Raw genomic sequence first — 20,564 nt, 5'->3', positions numbered from 1 at the left:
CCAGTAAAATGAAGATCAAGAATTCGCTTAAAGCGCTTAAGGCCCGTCACCGCGATAACCGCCTGGTTCGCCGCAAGGGCCGCGTATACATCATCAACAAGCAGAACCCACGCTTCAAGGCTCGTCAGGGCTGATTGCTGCGAGGTTGATCCGTCCTTGTCAAACAGGCCGGTTCACATTGTTGATACTGCATAAATTATGATTTGATATTCGGCGCGACGGGATTACCATATCCCAATGCGCCGATTTCATTTTTACAGCCTATTTGTCCTTCCTGCGGTTTTTGTAACCGCGATTGGTTCTGTTGCCTTTGCGCAGGACGTTGCTCCCGCAACTGTCGCGCCACAGCAGGACAGTGTTTCCCAGACAGTCGATTCGCTTTTTGATGGTTTGAGAAAAGAGCGTAATGCCGACAAGGGCAAAAGCATCGCTATGCAGATCGTGGGGGAGTGGGCTGATTCTGAAAGCCCAACAGTCAATCTTCTCACGCAGTGGGCCGCTGAAGCGGTCGAAGACAAGCGCAAATCTGCCGCCTATGATTTTCTCGATCAGGCCATTCTGCTTGAGCCTGAATATTTCGAGGCGATTTTTGCGCGGGCGCAGCTGCATCTGGCCGATGGTGACACCAAAAAGGCGATGGCGGATATCAACCGGGTTCTGAGTGATGAGCCACGGCATTTTCTGGCTTTGGCCAGCATGGCGGAGATTCTCGAGGCATCAGGCCGTGATGAGTTGGCGATAAAGGCGTGGGAGCGATATCTGGATATCTATCCGTCCAATCGCGAAGCGCAAAAAGAACTTCAGGACCTCTCGGAAAAATTGGCTGGCCAGCGCAGCTGAGGGCGCAGCCTCCTGCAGGCTGTTGTTAAACCGGAAGGCTATCCCAAAGAAGCTTTAAGGCGGCGCAGAGCGCCATGCCATACATCAGCGGATAAAATACCTGTGGTTTGAGGTATTTGACGACCCTTGCGCCAGCAAGCGTTGCGATCAGTGCAACAGGTAGCAGGCTGGCTGAGGCGGTGAGATTGGTGCTGTCCAGTCCGCCAAGTGCAAAATACGGGATCAGTTTGACTGCATTCATGATCGCGAAGAACCGCACACTCATGCCAGTATAGATCTTGGGGTCGAGTTTCAGGGGCAGCACATAGATCTGGAATGGCGGGCCGCCAGCATGGGCCACAAAGCTGGCATATCCCGACAGGGTTGAGAAAATGGAAGCCAGAATACGGTTTTGCGGTTTGGGTGGTGTGGTTTGTCCCGGCTTGGATTTCCAGCTGTCATAGAAATACCGCAGCACAAACAGAATGGTTATGATGGCAATCAGCAGGCGCAAGGCATCCGGCGGGATGATGGCGGCGGTTGCCCAACCAATTGCGATGCCAACCATGGCGCCCGGTAGCAGAAGAAGAAGTGTCTGGCGATCGTTGAAGTGCCGCCACGACCATAGTGCCACCATATCCATGACGATCAAAATAGGGAGAAAGACCGCTGCGGCCTGTACCGGTGGCATGACAAGTGCCATAAGCGGCACGCCCATCAAGGCCAAGGCGCCACCCAATCCACCCTTCGATAATCCAACCAAAGCGACGGCTGGAATCGCTGCGGCGAAGAAATACATATCAAGCATGATGAAAAGGGTGGGTTGATCCTGATTTCTGTCCGGTTTATCGGATTTAGGAAATAAAAACGAGTGCGGATTTTAAACGGCTGCACGTTTCCGGAATGGATGACCTTATGAGTGTACATGACGACCGCTGCCGCCTCGTTCTGATCCTGAACGACAATACTGATGCCGAAGTGCAAAAAACCGCGCTGACAGAAGCCCTGCGCGGTGGTGACGTGGCCTCGGTCATCGTGCCGCAATATGCGCAGCCTGAGGGCGCGTTTCAGAAATTTGCCGAAATATTGGTGCCGGTCATACAGGGCGCTGGTGCTGCGGCGCTGATCGCCGGTGACACCCGTATTGCTGGCCGTGCCAAGGCGGATGGTTTGCATATCAATGGGCCGGTGGCCGATGTCGCTGAAGCTGTGGAGAAATTCACGCCGAAGATGATTGTCGGCGGCGGCAACGCGGACGACCGTCACAAGGCGCTGGAAATTGGCGAGCCGGGCCCGGACTATATTTTCTTTGGCAAATTTGACGGCGATATCAAGCCGGAAGCCCATCCTAAAAATCTGGCGCTTGCAGAATGGTGGGCATCCATGATTGAAATTCCATGCATGGTCATGGGGGGCAAAGACACGGCGTCTGCGGCTGCTGTCGCAGAAACTGGCGCAGAGTTTGTGGCAATGGGCCGGGCGGTTTTTGAGCACGCCGCAGGACCTGCTCAGGCGGTTGCTGAAATCAATGCCTTGCTTGACGAAAAAGCGCCACGGTTTGAAGATTGATAGGGGCATGTATCGAAAGTTTTCATATCGGTTTCTGACCGGCATAGTTGCATCGACCCTGCTTATAGCCAGCGGTGGCGAGGCGTTTTCCCAATCCGCGCCGGATGCGGTTTCGCGTCCGCTGGAAAAGGACGCCGATGTCATCCGCAAGGGCAGGGTGGATGCGCCGGAAGGTGATGGCATCCAGCCATCGCAGGGCGTAACGCTTTTTGACCGTATGGGGGCTGATCTGCCGCCACTGCCGCCCGAGAAAGAATTCAAGGGCAAGATTGACGAAGCTTACGGCGCTTTCCAACGCGGTGAATATGTAACGGCACTGGACAAGGCGCTGACCCGCGCACAGGCCGGTGATGCCGCGGCACAAACACTGGTCGCTGAAATGATGTCACGGGGGCTTGGCATTGCCAGTGACCCGAAGACGGCAGCCTTCTGGTATGGTCAGGCGGCCAATGGTGGCGATCCTGCTGCGATGTTCCAGTATGCGCTGCTGTTGATGCAAGGCAAAAACGTTACCCGTGACAAGGCGAAAGCCGACGAGTTCATGAGAAAGGCGGCAGATGCTGGCAATGCATCGGCGCAGTTCAATTGGGCGCAGATCCTTGTTTCGGAAAACCCCGGCGCAAAAGGTTTGTCGGAGGCTTTGCCTTATTATGAAAAATCCGCTGAGCAGGGCGTTGCCGATGCGCAATATGCCGTCGCCCAGATTTACGTCTCGGTCAGCGATATAGGCCCAGAAAAGAGGGCACAGGCGCGTGACTGGATGCTGCGTGCGGCAAAGGCCGGCTTTGATACCGCACAACTTGATATGGGTGTGTGGCTGGTAAACGGCGTTGGTGGTCCGCGTGACTACAATGAGGGTTATAATTGGATGCAGCGTGCCGCCTTGAAAGGCAATGTCGCCGCCCAGAACAAGCTGTCGCACCTTTATATTCAGGCACTTGGCACACGGCCGGACCCGGTTGAAGCGGCGAAGTGGTATGTGCTGTCACGGCGTGCCGGAATGAAGGATCTGGCGCTTGAGGACTTTTATCTTGGCCTCACAGATGAGCAGCAGAAACAGGCAATTGATGCGGCAAACAAGTTCCGGCGCAGCTGAACTATTGCCCTTTCTTGCCTTTACCCTTGAATTTCCGGTCATTTTGTGGTCTTGAACCCCAAATCTTTCAATCAGCATTCATAACCGTCTGCTCCGGCCCTTGTATGTGGCTAGGTTCGGCTCGGCTTTCAGGGAAATTGTAATGGCCCGTTCTGCCCTTCTTAATGTCATGGTTCAGGCCGCTCTCAAGGCGGGTAAATCGCTATCGCGCGATTTCGGCGAAGTGCAGAACCTTCAGGTCTCTGTCAAAGGCCCAGGCGATTTCGTATCGCAGGCCGATCTCAAGGCCGAAAAAATCGTTCGTGACGAACTGTTGAAGGCACGCCCCACCTATGACTTTCTGGGTGAAGAAGGCGGCGAAGAAAAAGGTACTGATGGCGCGCACCGCTGGATCGTTGATCCCCTGGATGGCACCACCAACTTCCTGCATGGTATCCCGCAGTTTGCAGTATCGATTGCGCTGGAGCGTAATGGCGAGATTGTTGCCGGTGTGATCTTCAATCCGGCAACCGATGAGCTGTTCACCGCAGAGCGTGGCGGTGGTGCATTCCTCAATGACCGTCGTATTCGCGTTGCTGCCCGCAAGACGCTGCCGGATTGCGTCATTGCCTGCGGCGTGCCGCATCTGGGTCGTGGCAACCATGGCAAGTTCCTGGTCGAACTGCGTCACGTCATGGGTGAAGTTTCGGGTATTCGCCGTATGGGCGCTGCAGCGCTTGACCTAGCCTATGTTGCAGCCGGTCGCGTTGACGGCTTCTGGGAAGCCAACCTTTCCCCATGGGATATTGCAGCCGGTATCGTGCTGATTCGTGAAGCTGGCGGTTTTGTCAGCGACATGAAGGGCACACAGGACATGTTCACCTCGTCCACCGTTGTGGCTGGTAACGAATATATCCACAAGGCACTTGTCGAGGTCGTCAACCGTCCGGTTCCCGCGAAGTAAGCCCTTACAGGGTCTGATTATTGCAAGATGCCCGCCAATGGCCTTAGTGCTGCTGGCGGGCATTTTCGTTTGGCTGCCTTATTCCGCTCAGACGGCTTGAGCATTTGCTGCTTTCCACTTCAATTCGTCGCATTTTTCCACTAGCTTCGCCAACACTGTAGCCGAAGGGAATGGGTATTATGGCGAATACTGAAATGCTCGATATGGGGGTCGAGAGGCCGGTTAAGCACGGCCTTGAGTATCGGCTATCCAGCCCCACGCCGTTTCTTTGGACGATGTTCATTTTCCTCATCATCGTTGGTTTCCTGGCTGCCATTCTCTACCGGCAGGCACATCAGGCGTTCATGACCAATCCGGGTCTTAACGGCTTCATCCTTGGCGTGCTGCTGATCGGTATCATTCTGGTGTTTACGCAGATTTTGAGCCTGCGGCCGGAAGTCCGCTGGTTCAACGCCTTTCAGGCGACGGGCAGCGTCGATAAGGCCGGGCGCATTCCGAAGCTTTTGGCGCCTATGCATGCGCTGATCGGGCGCAGGGGCGACATCACACTGTCGCCCGTCATCCAGCGGTCCATTCTCGATTCGATTGCTACCCGTCTGGATGAAACACGTGATACATCGCGTTATCTGATCGGCCTTCTGGTGTTTCTGGGCCTGCTTGGCACATTCTGGGGTCTGATTGGCACGATTGGATCGATTAGCAACGTCATTCAGTCGCTAGACCCGAATGCCGGCGATGCCAATGACGTTCTGTCGTCGCTGAAATCAGGTTTGACAGCGCCGCTATCCGGCATGGGCACGGCGTTCTCGTCATCGCTTCTTGGTCTGTCTGGCTCGCTCATTCTCGGTTTCCTCGACCTGCAGGCCGGCAGGGCACAAAACCGCTTTTACACTGATCTTGAAAACTGGCTTTCGACCGTAACGGATACCGGTTCTGAAGCAGCGTCGTCGCCTGCTCAGATAAAGAAAGAGCTGCTGCAGATTGCGCAGTATCTTTCGAAATCATCGCAGGGCGATAATGCCTCCGGCGAACGCTCGCTGGCTGCGCTGTCCAATCTGGCGGAAGGTGTGCAGGGCCTGGTCAAGACCATGCGGAGCGAACAGCAAATGCTGCGCGACTGGATGGAAGCACAACAGGATGAGGCCAAGGCGCTGCGGCGAACGCTGGATCGGCTGACCGCACGCGTCAACGCTGATCTCAATGCCTCTGCAGCGGCTGACAGGCCTAGTGACGGCGGGAGCAAATAAACATGGCTCTTGCTCGCAACCGTCGCCGTGAGCGGGGCGTGGACTATTGGCCTGGCTTTGTGGATGCCTTGTCCACACTGCTGTTGGCCATCATGTTCCTGCTTACCGTTTTCGTGCTGGCACAATTTGTGCTGTCGCGCGAAATCACTGGCCGGGATGAAGTTCTTACTCGTCTCAACAACCAGATATCTGAGCTGACCGAACTTCTGGCCCTTGAACAGGGCAACAAGCAGGACATCGAAGACACGCTGGCCAATCTGCAGTCCACCCTTGCTGTTTCCGAGCAGGAGAGAACCCGGTTGCAGGCCTTGCTGGATGCCGGTACGGGCAGCAGTTCTGCTGCCAACTCGCGGATCGGCACGCTGACAGGTGAATTGGATGCGGAGAAGCAGGTCAGTGCGCGGGCTGCGAGCCAGATCGAACTTCTCAACCAGCAAATCGCGGCACTGAGAGCACAGATTGCTTCTGTTGAGACAGCACTTCAGGCATCCGAGGCCAAGGACGCGTCTTCGCAGGTTCGGATTGCTGATCTTGGACGTCGCCTCAATGTGGCGCTGGCGCAGCGCGTGCAGGAGCTTAACCGCTATCGCTCGGACTTTTTTGGACGCTTGCGTGAAATTCTGTCCGATCGCGAGAATATCCGCATTGTCGGCGACCGTTTTGTGTTCCAGTCGGAAGTGTTGTTTCCCTCCGGGGGCAATGATCTCAATCCGGCAGGACAGGCGGAAATGGAAAAGCTGGCCATGGCGCTGATCGATCTCGCTAAGGAAATTCCAGCCGAGATCAATTGGGTTCTGCGCGTCGATGGCCACACAGACAATGTGCCGCTGGCTGGCACTGGCCGGTTTGCAGATAACTGGGAGCTTTCCTCTGCCCGCGCGACCTCGGTGGTCAAATTCCTGATTTCAAAGGGTGTACCAGCCAACCGTCTGGTTGCGGCAGGCTTCGGTGAATATCAGCCGATTGCCGAAGGCGATACTCCGGAAGTACGTTCGCAGAACCGGCGCATCGAACTGAAACTCACAGAGAGATAAAATGAAGAGTGTGGCAGAGGATTACTCTGCCACCTCGATATGGGTCACTTCGCTGGTCTGGAATTGCAGACGCGCCAGCTTGGCATAAAGTCCGCCGTGATTGATCAGGCTCTGGTGGGTGCCCTCTTCAACCAGCTTGCCGTCCTCTAATACCAGAATACGATCTGCTTTCAGCACGGTGGAAAGTCGATGCGCGATGACGATTGTCGTGCGCTGCTGCATCAAACCGTCCAAGGCTTTCTGCACGAGTGTTTCGCTTTCCGCATCCAGCGCCGAGGTAGCCTCGTCGAGCAGCAAAATCGGGGCGTTGCGCAGGATGGCGCGGGCAATCGCAATACGCTGTCTTTGGCCGCCTGAGAGGGTAATGCCACGCTCGCCCAGCTGCGTGTCATACCCGTTTTCCAGCTTGCTGATGAAATTGTCGGCCTGTGCGGCCACGGCTGCTGCACGCACTTGTTCACGGGTTGCAGTTGGCAGACCAAAAGCAATGTTGTCGTGGATGGAGGTGGTGAAGATCGTCACGTCCTGCGGCACGATGGCAATACGGGAGCGAAGATCCTGTGGTGAGGTCGTGCGAATATCTGTCCCGTCAATCACGATGCGGCCGAATGCTGGATCGTAGAAACGCAGGAGCAGCGAGAAGATGGTGCTCTTACCGGCGCCTGACGGACCGACGATGGCAACCGTTTCACCCGGTGCAACGTGGAATGACAGGTTGCGCAGGATTTCCTTGGTGTCATATCCGAAGCTGACATTTTCAAATGCGGCTTCACCTCGGGCCGGTGTTGGCATGACGCTTGCCGTCTGTGGCGCACGCACGGCTGGCACTTCCTGCATCAGTTCGGACAGACGCTCTGCGGCACCACCGGCTTGCGACAGTTCACCCCAGACCTCGGACAATTGGCCAAGCGCACTGGCGGCAATGACAGAATAAAGCACGAATTGGCCAAGGGTACCGGCCGACATGGTGCCGTTCAGCACGCTGTGGGCGCCGTACCACAGAATGGCGACAACACTGCCGAATACCATGGCAATGGCAAAACCGGTCAGGCCCGAACGGGCGCTGATCGAGGAGCGTGCGTCACGATAGGCGCTATCGACGGCAGCGCCGTATTTTGAAGTTGCCAGCGATTCGGCATTAAAGGCCTGAATGGTCCGGGCAGCACCAATGGTTTCCGATGCAAAGGCGGATGAGGCGGCCAATGTGTCCTGCGTGGCGCGCGAGCGTTTGCGAACAGAACGACCAAAGGCAATCAGCGGGAACACGATCAGTGGTATGGCACAAAGCGCCAGACCGGACAGGCCGGGGCTGGTGTAAACCATCATTGCCACGCCACCCAAACAGAGCAGGGTGTTGCGTAGCGCCTGCGAAGCTGCAGAACCGAACGCGGATTTGATCAGCGTGGTGTCGGCAGTCAGGCGTGAGGTCAGTTCACCGGAATGGTTGATATCAAAAAACGCCGGCGAAAGTGTCGTGATATGATTGAAAACGTCCTTGCGGACATCCGCGACAACCCGCTCACCAATGGCGGAGACGTAATAATAGCGCATGGCACTGGCGACAGCGAGAACGATGGCAAGACCGAACAGCATGCCAAAATAGTTGTTGATCATGGCGCCATCGGCATTTTCGAAACCGTGGTCCATGATGCGGCGAACGGCAAGTGGCAGGGCCAGTGTGGTCAGCGCTGAAAGAACAAGCGCGAACAGGGCTGCTGCGACCATGCCGCGGTAACGCTTCATGTAGGGCAGCAGGCTGGCAAGCGGTTTCAGACCCTTGCGCCGTGCTGATTTCTGTTCCTGCGTCGCTTCCACGTAACCACTCCTGCTACCTGTTTTGCCTCACAACCGCCGTCTGTGTTTGCTTTTTGCAAACAGGTCGTTTTTTGGCACTTTCACCACTTAGCGATAGATCGCCAGGCACTTGTTATCTGGACGACCTTCATGTATAGGCACGGCATCGAATTGGGAAGCCGTGGAATAAATGTGCTGCGGTTCCATTTATTGAATTGGCTCCGTTGACGCAATTGCGGCAAATGGACCGCAGTCACACAGCAGGAAGATTGTCATGAAGGCTGAAATCCATCCCGACTATCACGTGATCAAAGTGGTCATGACTGATGGCACAGAATACGAAACACGTTCCACTTGGGGCAGCGAAGGCGCGGTCATGAACCTCGAAATCGACCCTAAGTCCCATCCGGCATGGACCGGTGGTAACCAGCAGCTCGTTGACCGTGCTGGCCGCGTGTCCAAGTTCAACAAGCGTTTTGGCGGCCTCGGTCTCTAATCCGTTTGGATTTGAATACAAAAAGCCCTCGAACATCGTTCGGGGGCTTTTTGTTTGTGCTGTAATAGGGGGAGCATGAGACGCTATGTCTCAGGTGTTGGTATTGCCTCTGATGGCAAAAACAAAAAAAGCAGGCTACGAGCCTGCTTTTTTCATGACATGTGATGTGAAGCGGATCAGTTGTTCACGAAGGCCGTACGCAGCAGGTTAAGCTGGGCTTGAACGCTGTTTTCATTGTCCGGCACCTTCGCGGCTTCTGCAGGACGATAGATTTCGCGATCGAGCAGGGCAACGCGATTCTGGAGGCGCAGGGAACGTTCGACGAGATCGCGGAATGATTCTGGCAGGTCATTCCAGCCTGGTGCGTTACGATCAACGTTGAAGCTGTCGAGGCGAACCTTGCTCTTTTCGTTCAGAACCTGGTCACGGCTCATTTCACCATTGTTGACGGCGCGTTGCAGAAGAAGCCAAGACGCCATCTGCATGAGACGGGTTGTCAGGCGCATCGATTCTGCTGCGTAGAGCACGGAGGCCATGCGCGGCAGCACCTTGGACGCTGCGCGTCCGGCGCCGTCGAGATAGGACGCTGTTTCCTCAACCAGCGTCATGCCCTCGGCATAAAGAGTCTTGAACTGGTTGGATGCTGCGGCATGCCCCGCAAAGCTGATAGTATTCAAAACCTGTTCTGACATTTCTTAATATCCCTGCTCACGCATCACTTTTGTCAGGTAATAGAATCCGTAAATCTTAATACGGTTCCCTTTTTTCTGCTTTTGAGGATGATACCAATAACTCAAATGCGCAAGTTGATTATTAAAGAAGGGTTAATACCCACAGTTTTGATGGCCAAAGCGGACCATAAAAAAAGAGCCGCAAAAGCGGCTCTCAAGGTAAAACAGGGAGAAAAATCAGACCAATTCGCCAGTTGGAGAAGCTGCCTGAAATCCAGAAGCTCTGGATAGGTATAGTTATCTCTCAAAAAGGTTTATAAAGTCTTAATGGTAAACGAATGACTGATCCAAAAATCAACGTTTACGGATTTTTCTCTATATTTATGACCGGAAGAAGTTCTCGGCGGCGAGTCGTCCTGCTGACTTTTTCTTCTTCTCTTCTTCCAGACGTTCAATCTCTTCCTGAAGTAACTTTACACGGTAGCTGAGTTCATCCACCGAGAGCAGCGTGAGGTCACAGCCGATTTCATGGGCTGCAAGCCTCTTGGGGCGATCGTCATCCGATATACTCATATTCCGGCTCCTTTATCGACGTCGTCATCGTTAGATTGGGCGGCGCGTGGGTCAAGTACGGCACTTTCCGGTGTTGCCAGCGCAGAGGTAACGGCGGGCATGGTCGAAAAGTTGTCCTTCTCCTCGGTGGTCAGCGCTGCACGTTTCTTGCTTCTGAACATCGCATAGGCGGTGATAAGAAGGTGAGAGACGGCTGTGACCAGAAACAGTTCGTAGGGTCCGACTGCGGTCATGATGGGGCCGCCAATCGTTGGTCCGATAATCGTGCCGATGCCGAAAAGCAGCAGCAGGCCGCCAGAGACTTTGACGAAATCTTCAGGCGACGCGTAATCGTTGGCGTGGGCAACGGCGATTGGGTAAAGCGCGTTTGCGGCTGCGCCATAGATGGCGATCATGCTGATCAGGACATAGACGTTGGATGGCTGGAACAGCGCCACGGCAAGGCCTGCAAAGGCCGCGAGGGCTGAAAGACCGGCCAGCACATAACGACGGTCAATTCTGTCAGAGAGGCGTCCTGCCGGAAACTGGGCAATGGCACCGGCAAAGATCGTGACGCTGACCATGACAGCGATCATGGTTGGTTCCAATCCCGCACGGGAGGCAAAGACAGCGCCCAGTGTACCGTAGGCACCATTGGCAATACCGATCATCAATATTCCAACGCATGAGACCGGTGAGTTTTTATAGAGGGCAGGCAGATCCAACCGCACAGTTTGCAACGGTTTGGGGCTTTCTGCTTTGGACAAGGTCGCGGGCAAAATGGCGATGCAGTAGACAATGCCGCAAATCATGAACAGCGAGGTGTTGCTGATGTCGCCAATTGGCACCAGCAACTGGCCACCCACTACACCCATCAAGGTGATGGCGATATACAGCGAAAAGATCGTGCCACGGCTTTCATTGGTGGCGCGTTCATTCAGCCAGCTTTCGATGATCATCGAGGTGCCAGCGGTGCAGAAACCGGTAATGGCGCGCAGAACAATCCACCAGACGTCGTCAATGATCAGGCCGGTCGTCAGAACCGTAAGGCATATCAGCGCAAGAAATGTATCAAAGGCCCGAACGTGGCCCACTCTGCGGACAATATTTGGCGCAATGAAACAGCCAATCACAAAACCTGCAGCCCAGGATGTGCCGAGAAAGCCAAGGATTTCGTTGGAATAACCTTCTTCTGCGCCGCGAAGGGGCAGGATAAGACCTTGAAGACCATTGCCTAAAAACAAAAACAGAGTGCTGGATAAAAGTGCGAATACGGGTAGAAGATTTCTGCTCATAGCAACACTCTCATTTTTTCCGCTCGTCGTTATCGCGTTTGTCTTTGATGAAGGGTAGGTGAAAGGGATACTGCACTTTCCCTGCTGCACGTCAAAGATGTCCACCCTGTGACGGGATATGGATAAAGACAAAAGGTTTATGCGATGACAAAAGCGATAGGTCTTTTTTTGCTTTTGGCAATGTTGGTGCAGATCATCAGGCCGCTTGGATATCCGGGCCTGAAAAAGCGTAGCGACTGTTGGAAGATTGCTGTCGCAGCCTTCGTTATCTGGTCAATTGTTTTGTTGATTAGGCCGTAACGGGCGCTCTCCTGCCCATTGAAGGCAGGAAAGCGAATTGCAAAATGCAATCTTCGTGATGGAAGACCAGCCATCGCGCCGGACTTTTCCGATTGTCGATTAAAGCTTACGCCCGAGGTGGTTTTCGACCTGTTTCTTTTCCCAGTCCGCATTCAGGAAGGGAATAAGTTCAAAGGTCTTGAGGGCATGGGACGCAAGCGCAATACCCCAGCCGAGAGCCGGCCAGATCACCCAGAAATATCCGGGGTTGGTAAGCAGATTGATCACGGTCAATATGCACAGAACGACGACGTATTGAATGAGGTGCAGATAGAATTTCTTGATGCGGCGAACCTTGGCAAAGGCAATCGCTTCCTCAGCCTCGGTGTGACTTGCGACATAATTCGGCATTTCGGCTTCCTTCTGATCTGTCAGTTGAGACAAATCGACTTCGAAGACTGCTGCCAGAGTATTCATGGTTTCGAGGCTGGCGGGTTGGCCGCGCTCCAACCGTTGAATGGTGCGTGTGCTCAACCCGCTTATGGTTGCCAATTGCTCCTGTGACCATCCGCGCTGAAGCCTGAGTTTCTGTATCAGCATACTGTCTCTCCAGGTTCGACGGCGGATTGATGTGCAATTTCGCGGGCCAAGACCACGTCAGACACACGACTGTCGTGTTGCTGTCGGGTGGGTGGTCGCGAGGGTACAGGACCCAGGCTATTTGATAACGCCTTTCCGTGCATATTGCCATTTCCAGCCTCAAGGGTTCTGCATGGCAACAAAAAAGCCGCCCGGAGGGCGGCTTTGATGGTTTTGGAAACATGCCTTTATCAGGCAGCCTTTTCCAGTTCCTTTTTCCAGCTGCCGGTGGCGGCAAGGCTGTTCATTTCTGCACGGTGCGTGAAAGCGCGCTGGCCAGCAGCAACGTTTTCCGACTTGCCGGCCCAGGTCTTGAGCGCGGTGTCCTGCAGGGCACGACCATAAGAGTAGGTCAGTCCCCAAGGCAGGTCGTAACCGGAGTTCATGGCCGACAGGTGCGCCGTTGCTTCTTCCGACGACTGGCCGCCGGAGAGGAAAGCAATGCCAGGCACCAGAGCCGGTACGGTTGCCTTGAGAACCTTGACGGTCTTCTCCGCAACTTCTTCAACGCCTGCCTTGCGTGCTTTCTTGCCGTCGATGACCATGTTTGGCTTGAGGATCATGCCTTCGAGATTGACGCGGGCGTCAAACAGGTCTGCAAACACGGTCTGTAGAACCCACTGGGTTACTTCAGCGCAACGATCGATGTCGTGAGTGCCAGGTTCACCGTCCATCAGCACTTCCGGCTCGACGATCGGAACGATGTCGGCCTGCTGGCAAAGAGCTGCATAACGTGCGAGCGACTGGGAGTTGGCCTTGATCGAACCCCAGCTCGGACGCGCTTCACCAATAGTGATCACGCCGCGCCACTTGGCGAAACGTGCACCAGCTTCGTGATATTTGCGCAGGCGCTCATACAGGTTGTCGAGGCCTTCGGTGATGAATTCGTGTGGGTGGTAAGCCATTGGCTTGGCGCCGATATCAACCTTGATACCTGGAATGCTGCCAGCAGCTTTGATGAGGTCTACGAAAGGCGTGCCATCGGCAGCTTTCTGGTAGAGGGTTTCTTCGTAAAGGATGACGCCGGAGATGTACTTCTTCATGGCATCATCGGAACGGAACAGCATCTCGCGGTAGTCGCGACGGCTGGTTTCCGTGGATTCCAGATTGATGGTGTCAAATCTCTTTTTGATTGTGGATGTGGATTCGTCGGCAGCCAGGATACCCTTGCCGTCGGCAACCATTTTAATTGCGATGTCTTCAAGGCGTTCGGTCATTGCTATTCTCCCAAGGCACAATGTTTTCGCGATAACAGATGTTTACGACGAGGAAAATGGCATGCTAACTCATTGAAACGATTGAAATCATTTCAATCGTTTGAAAGTTGTTGGCCCATTGTACACCCAAAAAGAAAAAGCCGGACAAAAGATTTTGTCCGGCTGCAAAAGTATCAAATGATAGGTTGATCTCAGGTCTTGCTGAGAACCGCGACGCCTGGAAGGACCTTGCCTTCCATCCATTCGAGGAACGCGCCACCGGCTGTCGACACATAGGTGAAGTCGTCTGCAGCGCCAGCGTGGTTAAGGGCAGCTACGGTGTCGCCACCGCCAGCAACTGACACCAGCTTGCCGGACTTGGTGCATTCAGCAGCATGTTTGGCGGCCGCAACAGTTGCCGTGTCGAATGGAGCGATTTCAAATGCGCCAAGCGGGCCATTCCAGACCAGTGTTTCAGCGCGGGAAATCCATGCCTTGATGCTTTCGACGGATTTCGGACCAACGTCCAGAACCATCGCGTCTTCAGGAATTGCGTTGATGTCGACAGTTTCGTTGGCAGCATTGGCCTTAAACTCGCGGGCAACTACGCCATCTTCCGGCAGAACGATTGCGCAGCCAGAGCTTGCTGCTTCAATCATGATCTGCTTGGCGGTCGCAGCCAGGTCATGTTCGCAAAGCGACTTGCCGACATTGGTGCCGCGAGCGGCAATGAAGGTGTTGGCCATGCCACCACCGATCACCAGCGCGTCTACCTTTTTGACAAGGTTCATCAGCAGGTCGATCTTGCTGGAGACCTTGGCGCCACCAACGATGGCAACAACCGGACGCGATGGCTTGCCGAGACCCTTTTCCAGTGCTTCAAGCTCGGCCTGCATGGTGCGGCCGGCATAGGATGGCAGGTGATGAGCGAGGCCTTCAGTCGAAGCGTGCGCACGGTGTGCCGCCGAAAACGCGTCGTTGACGTAGATGTCGCCGTTTTTGGCAAGCGCCTCAACAAATGCCGGCTCGTTCTTTTCTTCGCCCTTGTGGAAGCGGGTATTTTCCAGAAGCAGGATCTCGCCATTTGCCAGTTTGCCAACGGCTTCAGCTGCGGCATCGCCAATGCAATCGGCACCAAATTGAACAGGCTTGCCAAGAACGTCCTGCACGGCCGGCACGATGAGGCTCAGCGACATGTCGCCGACCGGCTCACCCTTCGGGCGACCGAAATGCGCAAGCAGAATAACTTTGGCGCCTTTGTTCGACAGCTCGAGAATGGTCGGTGCAACGCGCTCAATGCGGGTAGCATCCGTTACTTTGCCGTCGGCAACCGGTACGTTGAGATCGACGCGTACAAGAACGCGTTTTCCCGAAATGTCGTTCAGATCGTCAAGGGTCTTAAAGGCGGGCATGTGTCGGTCCTGATCTATGCGTTGTGGAAAAATATTGCCGGACCATACTATGACTGCTTTTGGACGCAAGCGGTTCAAGTGTCATTTTTGATACTGCGGCCAAACATCCTAGGAACCTTTCACCTCACGACTGGCAAAGTGGGTTTGGACGCGGTGGATGATTTCGCGAAGATTAATGAAAACCGGCAGATGCGTGGCCGGTTCTACCGGCTCAAGCGACAAACCAACACTCGATATGGCGTTGTTTTCATCGAGATTGCGAACGATCAGGACGATTGAGCCCAGACGAATACGGTCGGCATATTCCGCCTTGCCGCCAAGGCGGCTTTCAATCAGTTCGACAATGGTCATCGACTGCTCAGACGTGGCCAACAGATCCGGCCCGTAGGACGTGTCGAGGTCGCGGGCAAAGCCGTTGGGCAAGATCGAGAATGTTCCGAAAAAGTCGGCATCATCTGGAGCAACCGGAATACGGCTGGCAAACAGTCTGTCGAGCAGACGGGAGTAGCCAGGGGCAACGAACAGATAGATCTGGTCATTTTCGCGTAATCGGCCTGCATATTGGTAACGGATGGACTTGCCATCGCGAATGACCAGCGAAGGCATTGCCCAGCGTGGAATGCGCTCTCCGTGCAGCACAGGGCTTTCTTTGGTCACACGATATGAAATCAGTTCATGATTGGCTGTACCAGGCAAATCGACCTCCAGCTTATCGACCTCGCCCATGCGTGGCGGCACGATCAGTCCGAGACGCATGGCAACGGGTTTGATGGTCCAGCCCTGCAACATCAGAGACACAAGAACGATGATGAAGGCGGCATTGAAGAATATCTGGCCGTTCTCCAGCCCGCCAAGAATCGGCATGATGGCAAGCAGGATGGAAACTGCACCACGCAGGCCAACCCAGGCGATGAAGGAGGTTTCCTGCTGCGTATAATTGAACGGCATCAAGCTCAGCCACACGGCCAGCGGGCGGGCAATGAAGATCAGGAATAAGGCCAGGAGTATGGCTGGTACGATGATGGCGGGAAACTGCGATGGCGTGGCCAGAAGTCCGAGCATCAGGAACATGATGATCTGTGAAAGCCAGGTCATGCCTTCGTGGAAGCGTCGGATTGCATGTTTGGCGAAAATCTTGCGATTGCCGGCCACGATGCCGGCGACATAGACGGCAAGGAAGCCGCTGCCGCCAATCGTGCCGGTGAATGAAAACACCAGCATCGCCAGCGCCAGTACAAAGATCGGTGCCAACCCGCGATCCACTGCAAAACGATTGACGACGGCAACGATCATGTAACCGCCGGCAAGACCGACCAGCACACCGAGGCCCATTTCTTCGATGAACAGCAGGAGGATGCTACTATCGAGACCCGACATGCCGCGACCGCTGGAAATAACCTCAACCAGCATAAGCGTCAGGAAGATGGCCATGGGATCGTTTGTGCCGGATTCGACTTCCAGTGTAGAGCGGACCTGATCGCGAATATGAATGCCGCCAATGCGCAGCAGGAAAAACACCGCTGCGGCATCCGTCGAGGCGACGATGGCGCCGAGCAACAGCCCTTCAATCCATGAAAGGCCAAGCAGCAGTGAAGCCGCGCCGGCGAAAAAGATTGCCGTTAGCACCACGCCGACGGAGGCAAGGGTTATGGCGGGGGCTGCCGATAGCTTGAAGGATTGCAGGTTGGTTCCAAAACCTGAGTCGAACAGAATGATCGCAAGCGCCACAGAACCGAGCATATAGGCGAGCGGGTTGTTTTCGAAGTGAATGCCCAGCCCATCTGTTCCAGCGAGCAGGCCAATCAGCAGGAAGAGAAACAGCAAGGGCGCGCCGAAACGGAAGGCTATGAGACTGGAAAACGCAGCGACGAGAACAAGAACGGTTGCTGCCAAAAGAAGAATATAAAATGATTCCAATGCCCTAATCCTTCAGCAGTGCTGTGTCATCAGGCATGCCGTGCACGTCAGCAGTCAATGCGCCACGGGTTGGACGGCCTTCTGACAGCAGGGTTTACTGGTCAAGGCAGGGCAAGGCGGGGTGTATCGATTGATACGGGCAGGGCATGAAGCACATGATGCGCAACCAATCCCTGCCTTCTTTTTTCCGCAGCAAAGTGGACTACAGCAAGGCAGGAAGACGGAAAGTTAGTGTCCATTTCGCAAAAATTTTGCAATGCAATAAATTTATGTTTGCAGGGTTGTCGAAGCGTGAGTGTCGACGTGTTGATGTCGGAAAAAGAAAAAACCGGCAGAATTGCTTCTACCGGGTTCTCATCATCAGAGTGAAATCTGATTAGATGGTCTTTGCGAAGGCAACAGCCGTGTCGGACATACGGTTGGAGAAACCCCACTCGTTGTCATACCAGGTCAGGATGCGGACGAACTTACCTTCCAGAACCTTGGTCTGGTCGATTGCGAAGATCGAGGAGTGGCTGTCGTGGTTGAAGTCACGCGAAACCAGCGGCTCTTCGGTGTAGCCGAGGATGCCCTTCAGGGCGCCATTGGAGGCAGCCTTGATGGCTTCGTTGATTTCCGCAGCAGTCGTGTCGCGCTTGGCAACGAACTTGAAGTCGACAACCGAAACGTTTGGTGTCGGAACGCGGATCGACGTACCGTCCAGCTTGCCCTTGAGGTGAGGCAGCACGAGGCCCACGGCCTTGGCAGCACCGGTCGAGGTCGGGATCATGGACAGGGCAGCAGCGCGAGCGCGGTACAGGTCCTTGTGCATGGTGTCCAACGTTGGCTGGTCGCCTGTGTAAGAGTGGATGGTGGTCATGAAGCCATGGTCGATACCAACAGCGTCATCGAGAACCTTCACGACTGGCACGAGGCAGTTCGTGGTGCATGATGCGTTGGAAATGACCAGGTGGTCCTTGGTCAACTGGTCATGATTGACGCCGAATACGACGGTCAGGTCAGCGCCTTCAGCAGGGGCCGAAACGATAACGCGCTTTGCGCCAGCTGTCAGGTGAGCAGCAGCCTTGTCGCGTGCAACGAAAATGCCTGTGCATTCCAGAGCGATGTCGACGCCGAGTTCCTTGTGCGGCAGCTGGGCTGGGTCACGAACTGCGGTAACCTTGATTGGCTTGCCACCGGCAACGGTGATGGTGTCGCCTTCGACCTTTACCTCGGCTGGGAACTTGCCGTGGATCGAATCGTAACGCAGCAGGTGCGCGTTGGTCTCTACTGGTCCAAGGTCGTTAATTGCGACAACTTCAATGTCAGTGCGGCCGGATTCAACGATAGCGCGAAGGACATTACGGCCGATACGGCCAAAGCCGTTAATGGCTACTTTTACAGTCATTTACATACTCCCGATCAAAAAATGCTTGTAGTGGGAAATAGTGAGGGCTCGGGGCCCTCACGCTAGCTTTGCTTCGGCTGCAGCGACAACGGCTTCCACCGTGATGCCGAAATGCTTGAAGAGATCCTTGGCCGGTGCGGATGCACCGAAGGAGTTCATGCCGACAAATGCGCCATCCGAACCGATGAAGTAATCCCAGCCCTGACGGATTGCAGCTTCGACGGCAATCTTGACAGGTGCCTTGCCGATCACTGAATTGCGGTAGGTTTCTGGCTGCTCAGCGAACAACTCAAAGCAAGGAACCGAAACAACACGGGTGGAAACACCCTTCTGCTTCAATGTTTCTGCGGCCTTGAGTGCCAGTTCGACTTCAGAACCGGACGCGAAGATCGAAACCTTGGCGTCGCTTGCGGAAACCAGTTCATAGGCACCGTAAGCGCATAGGTTCTTTTCTTCATATTCCTTGCGGGCTGGCGTCAGGTTCTGACGTGTCAGCGCAAGTGCCGATGGGCGGTCTTTATGCTCCAGAGCAATCTGCCAGCATTCTGCTGTTTCGGTTTCATCCGCAGGGCGGAAAACCAGCAGGTTTGGAATGGCGCGCAGTGCTGCAACATGTTCGACCGGCTGGTGGGTTGGACCGTCTTCGCCAACACCGATGGAATCATGCGTCAGAACATGAACGACGCGGATGCCCATGAGAGCAGCAAGACGAATGGACGGACGGCAATAATCCGAGAAGATCAGGAAGCCGCCGGAGTAAGGAATGAGACCGCCGTGAAGGGCGATACCATTCATGGCAGCAGCCATACCGTGTTCGCGGATACCGTAGTGCATGTAACGGCCCGAGAAGTCCGAAGGCGTGATGGACTTCATCTGGCTGGTCTTGGTGTTGTTCGACGGCGTCAGGTCGGCAGAGCCGCCCAACGTTTCGGCCAGGATGCCGTTAATGACTTCCAGAGCGTCTTCCGAAGCCTTACGGGTCGCAACAGTTGGGTTGTTCTCGGAGACCTTCTTTTTGAAGGCGTCGATGGCGCTGTTGAAGTTGCCCGGCAGGTCGCCCGCGAAACGGCGGGTGAATTCAGCCTTCTTGGCATTTTCAGTGGCGGAAAGGCGACCTTCCCATTCCTGGCGTGCCTTGGTGGAGCGCAGGCCGGTGAGGCGCCATGCATCCAGAACATCTTCCGGCACGACAAACGCTTCAGCTTCCCAGTTGAGGTGCTTGCGGGCAGCGGCGATTTCTTCAGCTCCCAGCGGGTTGCCGTGGACCTTATGTGTGCCCTGCTTGTTCGGCGCACCAAAACCGATCACGGTCTTGCAGGCGATGAAGGTCGGACGGTCCGACTTCTGGGCAGCCTCAATGGCAGCGGCAATCGCGTCTGGATCATGACCGTCGATTTCGATGGTGTTCCAGTGAACGGACTTAAAGCGTGCGATCTGGTCTGTGGAATCGGACAGGCCAACTTCACCGTCGATGGTGATGTTGTTGTTGTCCCAGAACAGGACCAGCTTGTTCAGCTTCAGGTGGCCAGCAAGTGCGATGGCTTCGTGGCTGATGCCTTCCATAAGGCAACCATCACCGCACAGGGCATATGTGAAGTGGCTCTGCAGGTCGCTGCCGAATTCCTGCTCGAGCTTCTTTTCGGCGATTGCCATACCAACGGCGTTGGCAATGCCCTGACCGAGCGGGCCGGTGGTGGTTTCGATGCCGGTAGCATGACCATATTCCGGGTGACCGGCGGTCTTAGAGCCCAACTGGCGGAAACGCTTGATCTCATCGATCGTCATGTCTTCGTAACCCGTCAGGTACAACAGGGCGTACAGCAACATGGAACCATGACCGGCAGACAGCACGAAGCGGTCGCGATCTGGCCACAAAGGATTTTTGGGATCGAATTTCAAATAACGGCTGAACAGGACCGTTGCTACGTCTGCGGCTCCCATCGGCAGGCCGGGGTGGCCGGAATTGGCCTTTTCCACAGCATCCATGGCAAGGAAGCGGATCGCATTCGCCATCCGGTTATGTTTGTCGCGAGAGATCATGGCTTTTCCGCTTTGTTTCGGGTGAAAGGTGATAGTTTCGAGATACTATCCAGAAAGCGGCTGATCCATAGCAGGTGGTACAGCCAAGTCAATAAAAGCACGCGCGTTTGCCGTCGTCGATGCTATAAAAAAACACTGTGCTTTGGACTCGAGCGCGATTGACGATTGGCAGGGGCGC

At 54.9% G+C, this 20,564-nt stretch carries 19 protein-coding genes; 8 read left to right on the top strand and 11 right to left on the bottom strand.

The window, feature by feature from the left end:
* Positions 1-8: 8 nt before the first annotated feature.
* Positions 9-134: a type B 50S ribosomal protein L36 gene (gene ykgO, locus HGO37_RS03935; RefSeq protein WP_003497670.1), complete on the top strand. Its 126-nt coding sequence runs from the start codon at positions 9-11 to the stop codon at positions 132-134.
* Between the two features lie 103 nt (positions 135-237).
* Positions 238-840, top strand: coding sequence for a tetratricopeptide repeat protein (locus HGO37_RS03930; protein ID WP_250982205.1), 603 nt, complete (start codon positions 238-240; stop codon positions 838-840).
* A gap of 25 nt (positions 841-865) precedes the next feature.
* Here the strand turns inward: HGO37_RS03930 and HGO37_RS03925 are convergent, their stop codons facing one another.
* Entirely contained in the window at positions 866-1,627 is a 762-nt protein-coding gene (locus tag HGO37_RS03925; RefSeq protein ID WP_285200443.1) for a sulfite exporter TauE/SafE family protein, read from the bottom strand.
* 107 nt (positions 1,628-1,734) lie between these two features.
* Between HGO37_RS03925 and HGO37_RS03920 the strand changes: the two genes are divergently transcribed.
* The 5 genes from HGO37_RS03920 (at position 1,735) to HGO37_RS03900 (ending at position 6,708) form a co-directional block, all read left to right on the top strand.
* Entirely contained in the window at positions 1,735-2,388 is a 654-nt protein-coding gene (locus tag HGO37_RS03920) for a thiamine phosphate synthase (protein ID WP_250982204.1), read from the top strand.
* Between the two features lie 7 nt (positions 2,389-2,395).
* Positions 2,396-3,484 (top strand): tetratricopeptide repeat protein, encoded by a 1,089-nt coding sequence (locus HGO37_RS03915; RefSeq protein ID WP_250982203.1) that lies wholly within the window; start codon positions 2,396-2,398, stop codon positions 3,482-3,484.
* Between the two features lie 142 nt (positions 3,485-3,626).
* Positions 3,627-4,427, top strand: a complete 801-nt coding sequence (locus HGO37_RS03910) for an inositol monophosphatase family protein (RefSeq protein WP_192488117.1) — start codon at positions 3,627-3,629, stop codon at positions 4,425-4,427.
* Positions 4,428-4,606: 179 nt separating this feature from the next.
* Positions 4,607-5,674 (top strand): flagellar motor protein MotA, encoded by a 1,068-nt coding sequence (locus HGO37_RS03905; protein ID WP_192488118.1) that lies wholly within the window; start codon positions 4,607-4,609, stop codon positions 5,672-5,674.
* Positions 5,675-5,676: 2 nt separating this feature from the next.
* A complete protein-coding gene (locus HGO37_RS03900) occupies positions 5,677-6,708 on the top strand; it encodes a peptidoglycan -binding protein (RefSeq protein ID WP_250982202.1) in 1,032 nt (343 codons plus the stop codon).
* A 21-nt stretch (positions 6,709-6,729) separates the two neighbouring features.
* Here the strand turns inward: HGO37_RS03900 and HGO37_RS03895 are convergent, their stop codons facing one another.
* Positions 6,730-8,523 (bottom strand): ABC transporter transmembrane domain-containing protein, encoded by a 1,794-nt coding sequence (locus HGO37_RS03895; protein WP_250982201.1) that lies wholly within the window; start codon positions 8,521-8,523, stop codon positions 6,730-6,732.
* Positions 8,524-8,776: 253 nt separating this feature from the next.
* On the opposite strand from HGO37_RS03895, the gene rpmE reads away from it, so the two are divergent.
* Entirely contained in the window at positions 8,777-8,998 is a 222-nt protein-coding gene (gene rpmE / locus HGO37_RS03890) for a 50S ribosomal protein L31 (RefSeq protein ID WP_192488120.1), read from the top strand.
* A gap of 176 nt (positions 8,999-9,174) precedes the next feature.
* Here rpmE and rcdA read toward each other — a convergent pair whose 3' ends face one another.
* The 9 genes from rcdA to tkt form a co-directional block, all read right to left on the bottom strand.
* Positions 9,175-9,690, bottom strand: coding sequence for a protease adaptor protein RcdA (gene rcdA, locus HGO37_RS03885; RefSeq protein ID WP_250982200.1), 516 nt, complete (start codon positions 9,688-9,690; stop codon positions 9,175-9,177).
* Positions 9,691-10,050: 360 nt separating this feature from the next.
* On the bottom strand, positions 10,051-10,242 hold the full coding sequence (locus tag HGO37_RS03880) for a DUF1192 domain-containing protein (RefSeq protein ID WP_250982199.1): 192 nt from the start codon (positions 10,240-10,242) through the stop codon (positions 10,051-10,053).
* Complete coding sequence (locus HGO37_RS03875) at positions 10,239-11,516, bottom strand: MFS transporter (protein ID WP_250982198.1); 1,278 nt, start codon at positions 11,514-11,516, stop codon at positions 10,239-10,241. The genes HGO37_RS03880 and HGO37_RS03875 overlap by 4 nt, the downstream gene beginning before the upstream one ends.
* Positions 11,517-11,915: 399 nt before the next feature.
* On the bottom strand, positions 11,916-12,395 hold the full coding sequence (locus HGO37_RS03870; RefSeq protein WP_250982197.1) for a 2TM domain-containing protein: 480 nt from the start codon (positions 12,393-12,395) through the stop codon (positions 11,916-11,918).
* 230 nt (positions 12,396-12,625) lie between these two features.
* Positions 12,626-13,651 (bottom strand): class I fructose-bisphosphate aldolase, encoded by a 1,026-nt coding sequence (locus tag HGO37_RS03865; RefSeq protein WP_192488125.1) that lies wholly within the window; start codon positions 13,649-13,651, stop codon positions 12,626-12,628.
* Positions 13,652-13,842: 191 nt separating this feature from the next.
* Positions 13,843-15,042, bottom strand: coding sequence for a phosphoglycerate kinase (locus HGO37_RS03860; protein WP_250982196.1), 1,200 nt, complete (start codon positions 15,040-15,042; stop codon positions 13,843-13,845).
* 108 nt (positions 15,043-15,150) lie between these two features.
* Positions 15,151-16,959 carry a potassium/proton antiporter gene (locus tag HGO37_RS03855; protein WP_250982195.1) on the bottom strand — a complete coding sequence of 603 codons (1,809 nt, stop codon included), beginning with the start codon at positions 16,957-16,959 and terminating at the stop codon, positions 15,151-15,153.
* A gap of 376 nt (positions 16,960-17,335) precedes the next feature.
* Positions 17,336-18,346: a type I glyceraldehyde-3-phosphate dehydrogenase gene (gap, locus tag HGO37_RS03850; protein ID WP_250982194.1), complete on the bottom strand. Its 1,011-nt coding sequence runs from the start codon at positions 18,344-18,346 to the stop codon at positions 17,336-17,338.
* Between the two features lie 57 nt (positions 18,347-18,403).
* The gene (tkt, locus tag HGO37_RS03845) at positions 18,404-20,386 is read right to left on the bottom strand and encodes a transketolase (protein WP_250982193.1); all 1,983 of its coding nucleotides are present in this window, start codon (positions 20,384-20,386) and stop codon (positions 18,404-18,406) included.
* Between the last annotated feature and the right edge of the window lie 178 nt (positions 20,387-20,564).

Origin of the sequence: Rhizobium sp. CG4 (assembly GCF_023701965.1) — a bacterium.
Lineage (GTDB): Bacteria > Pseudomonadota > Alphaproteobacteria > Rhizobiales > Rhizobiaceae > Agrobacterium.
The sequence above is the reverse complement of the archived record's forward strand: the minus strand, read 5'-3'. Positions and strand labels throughout refer to the sequence as shown.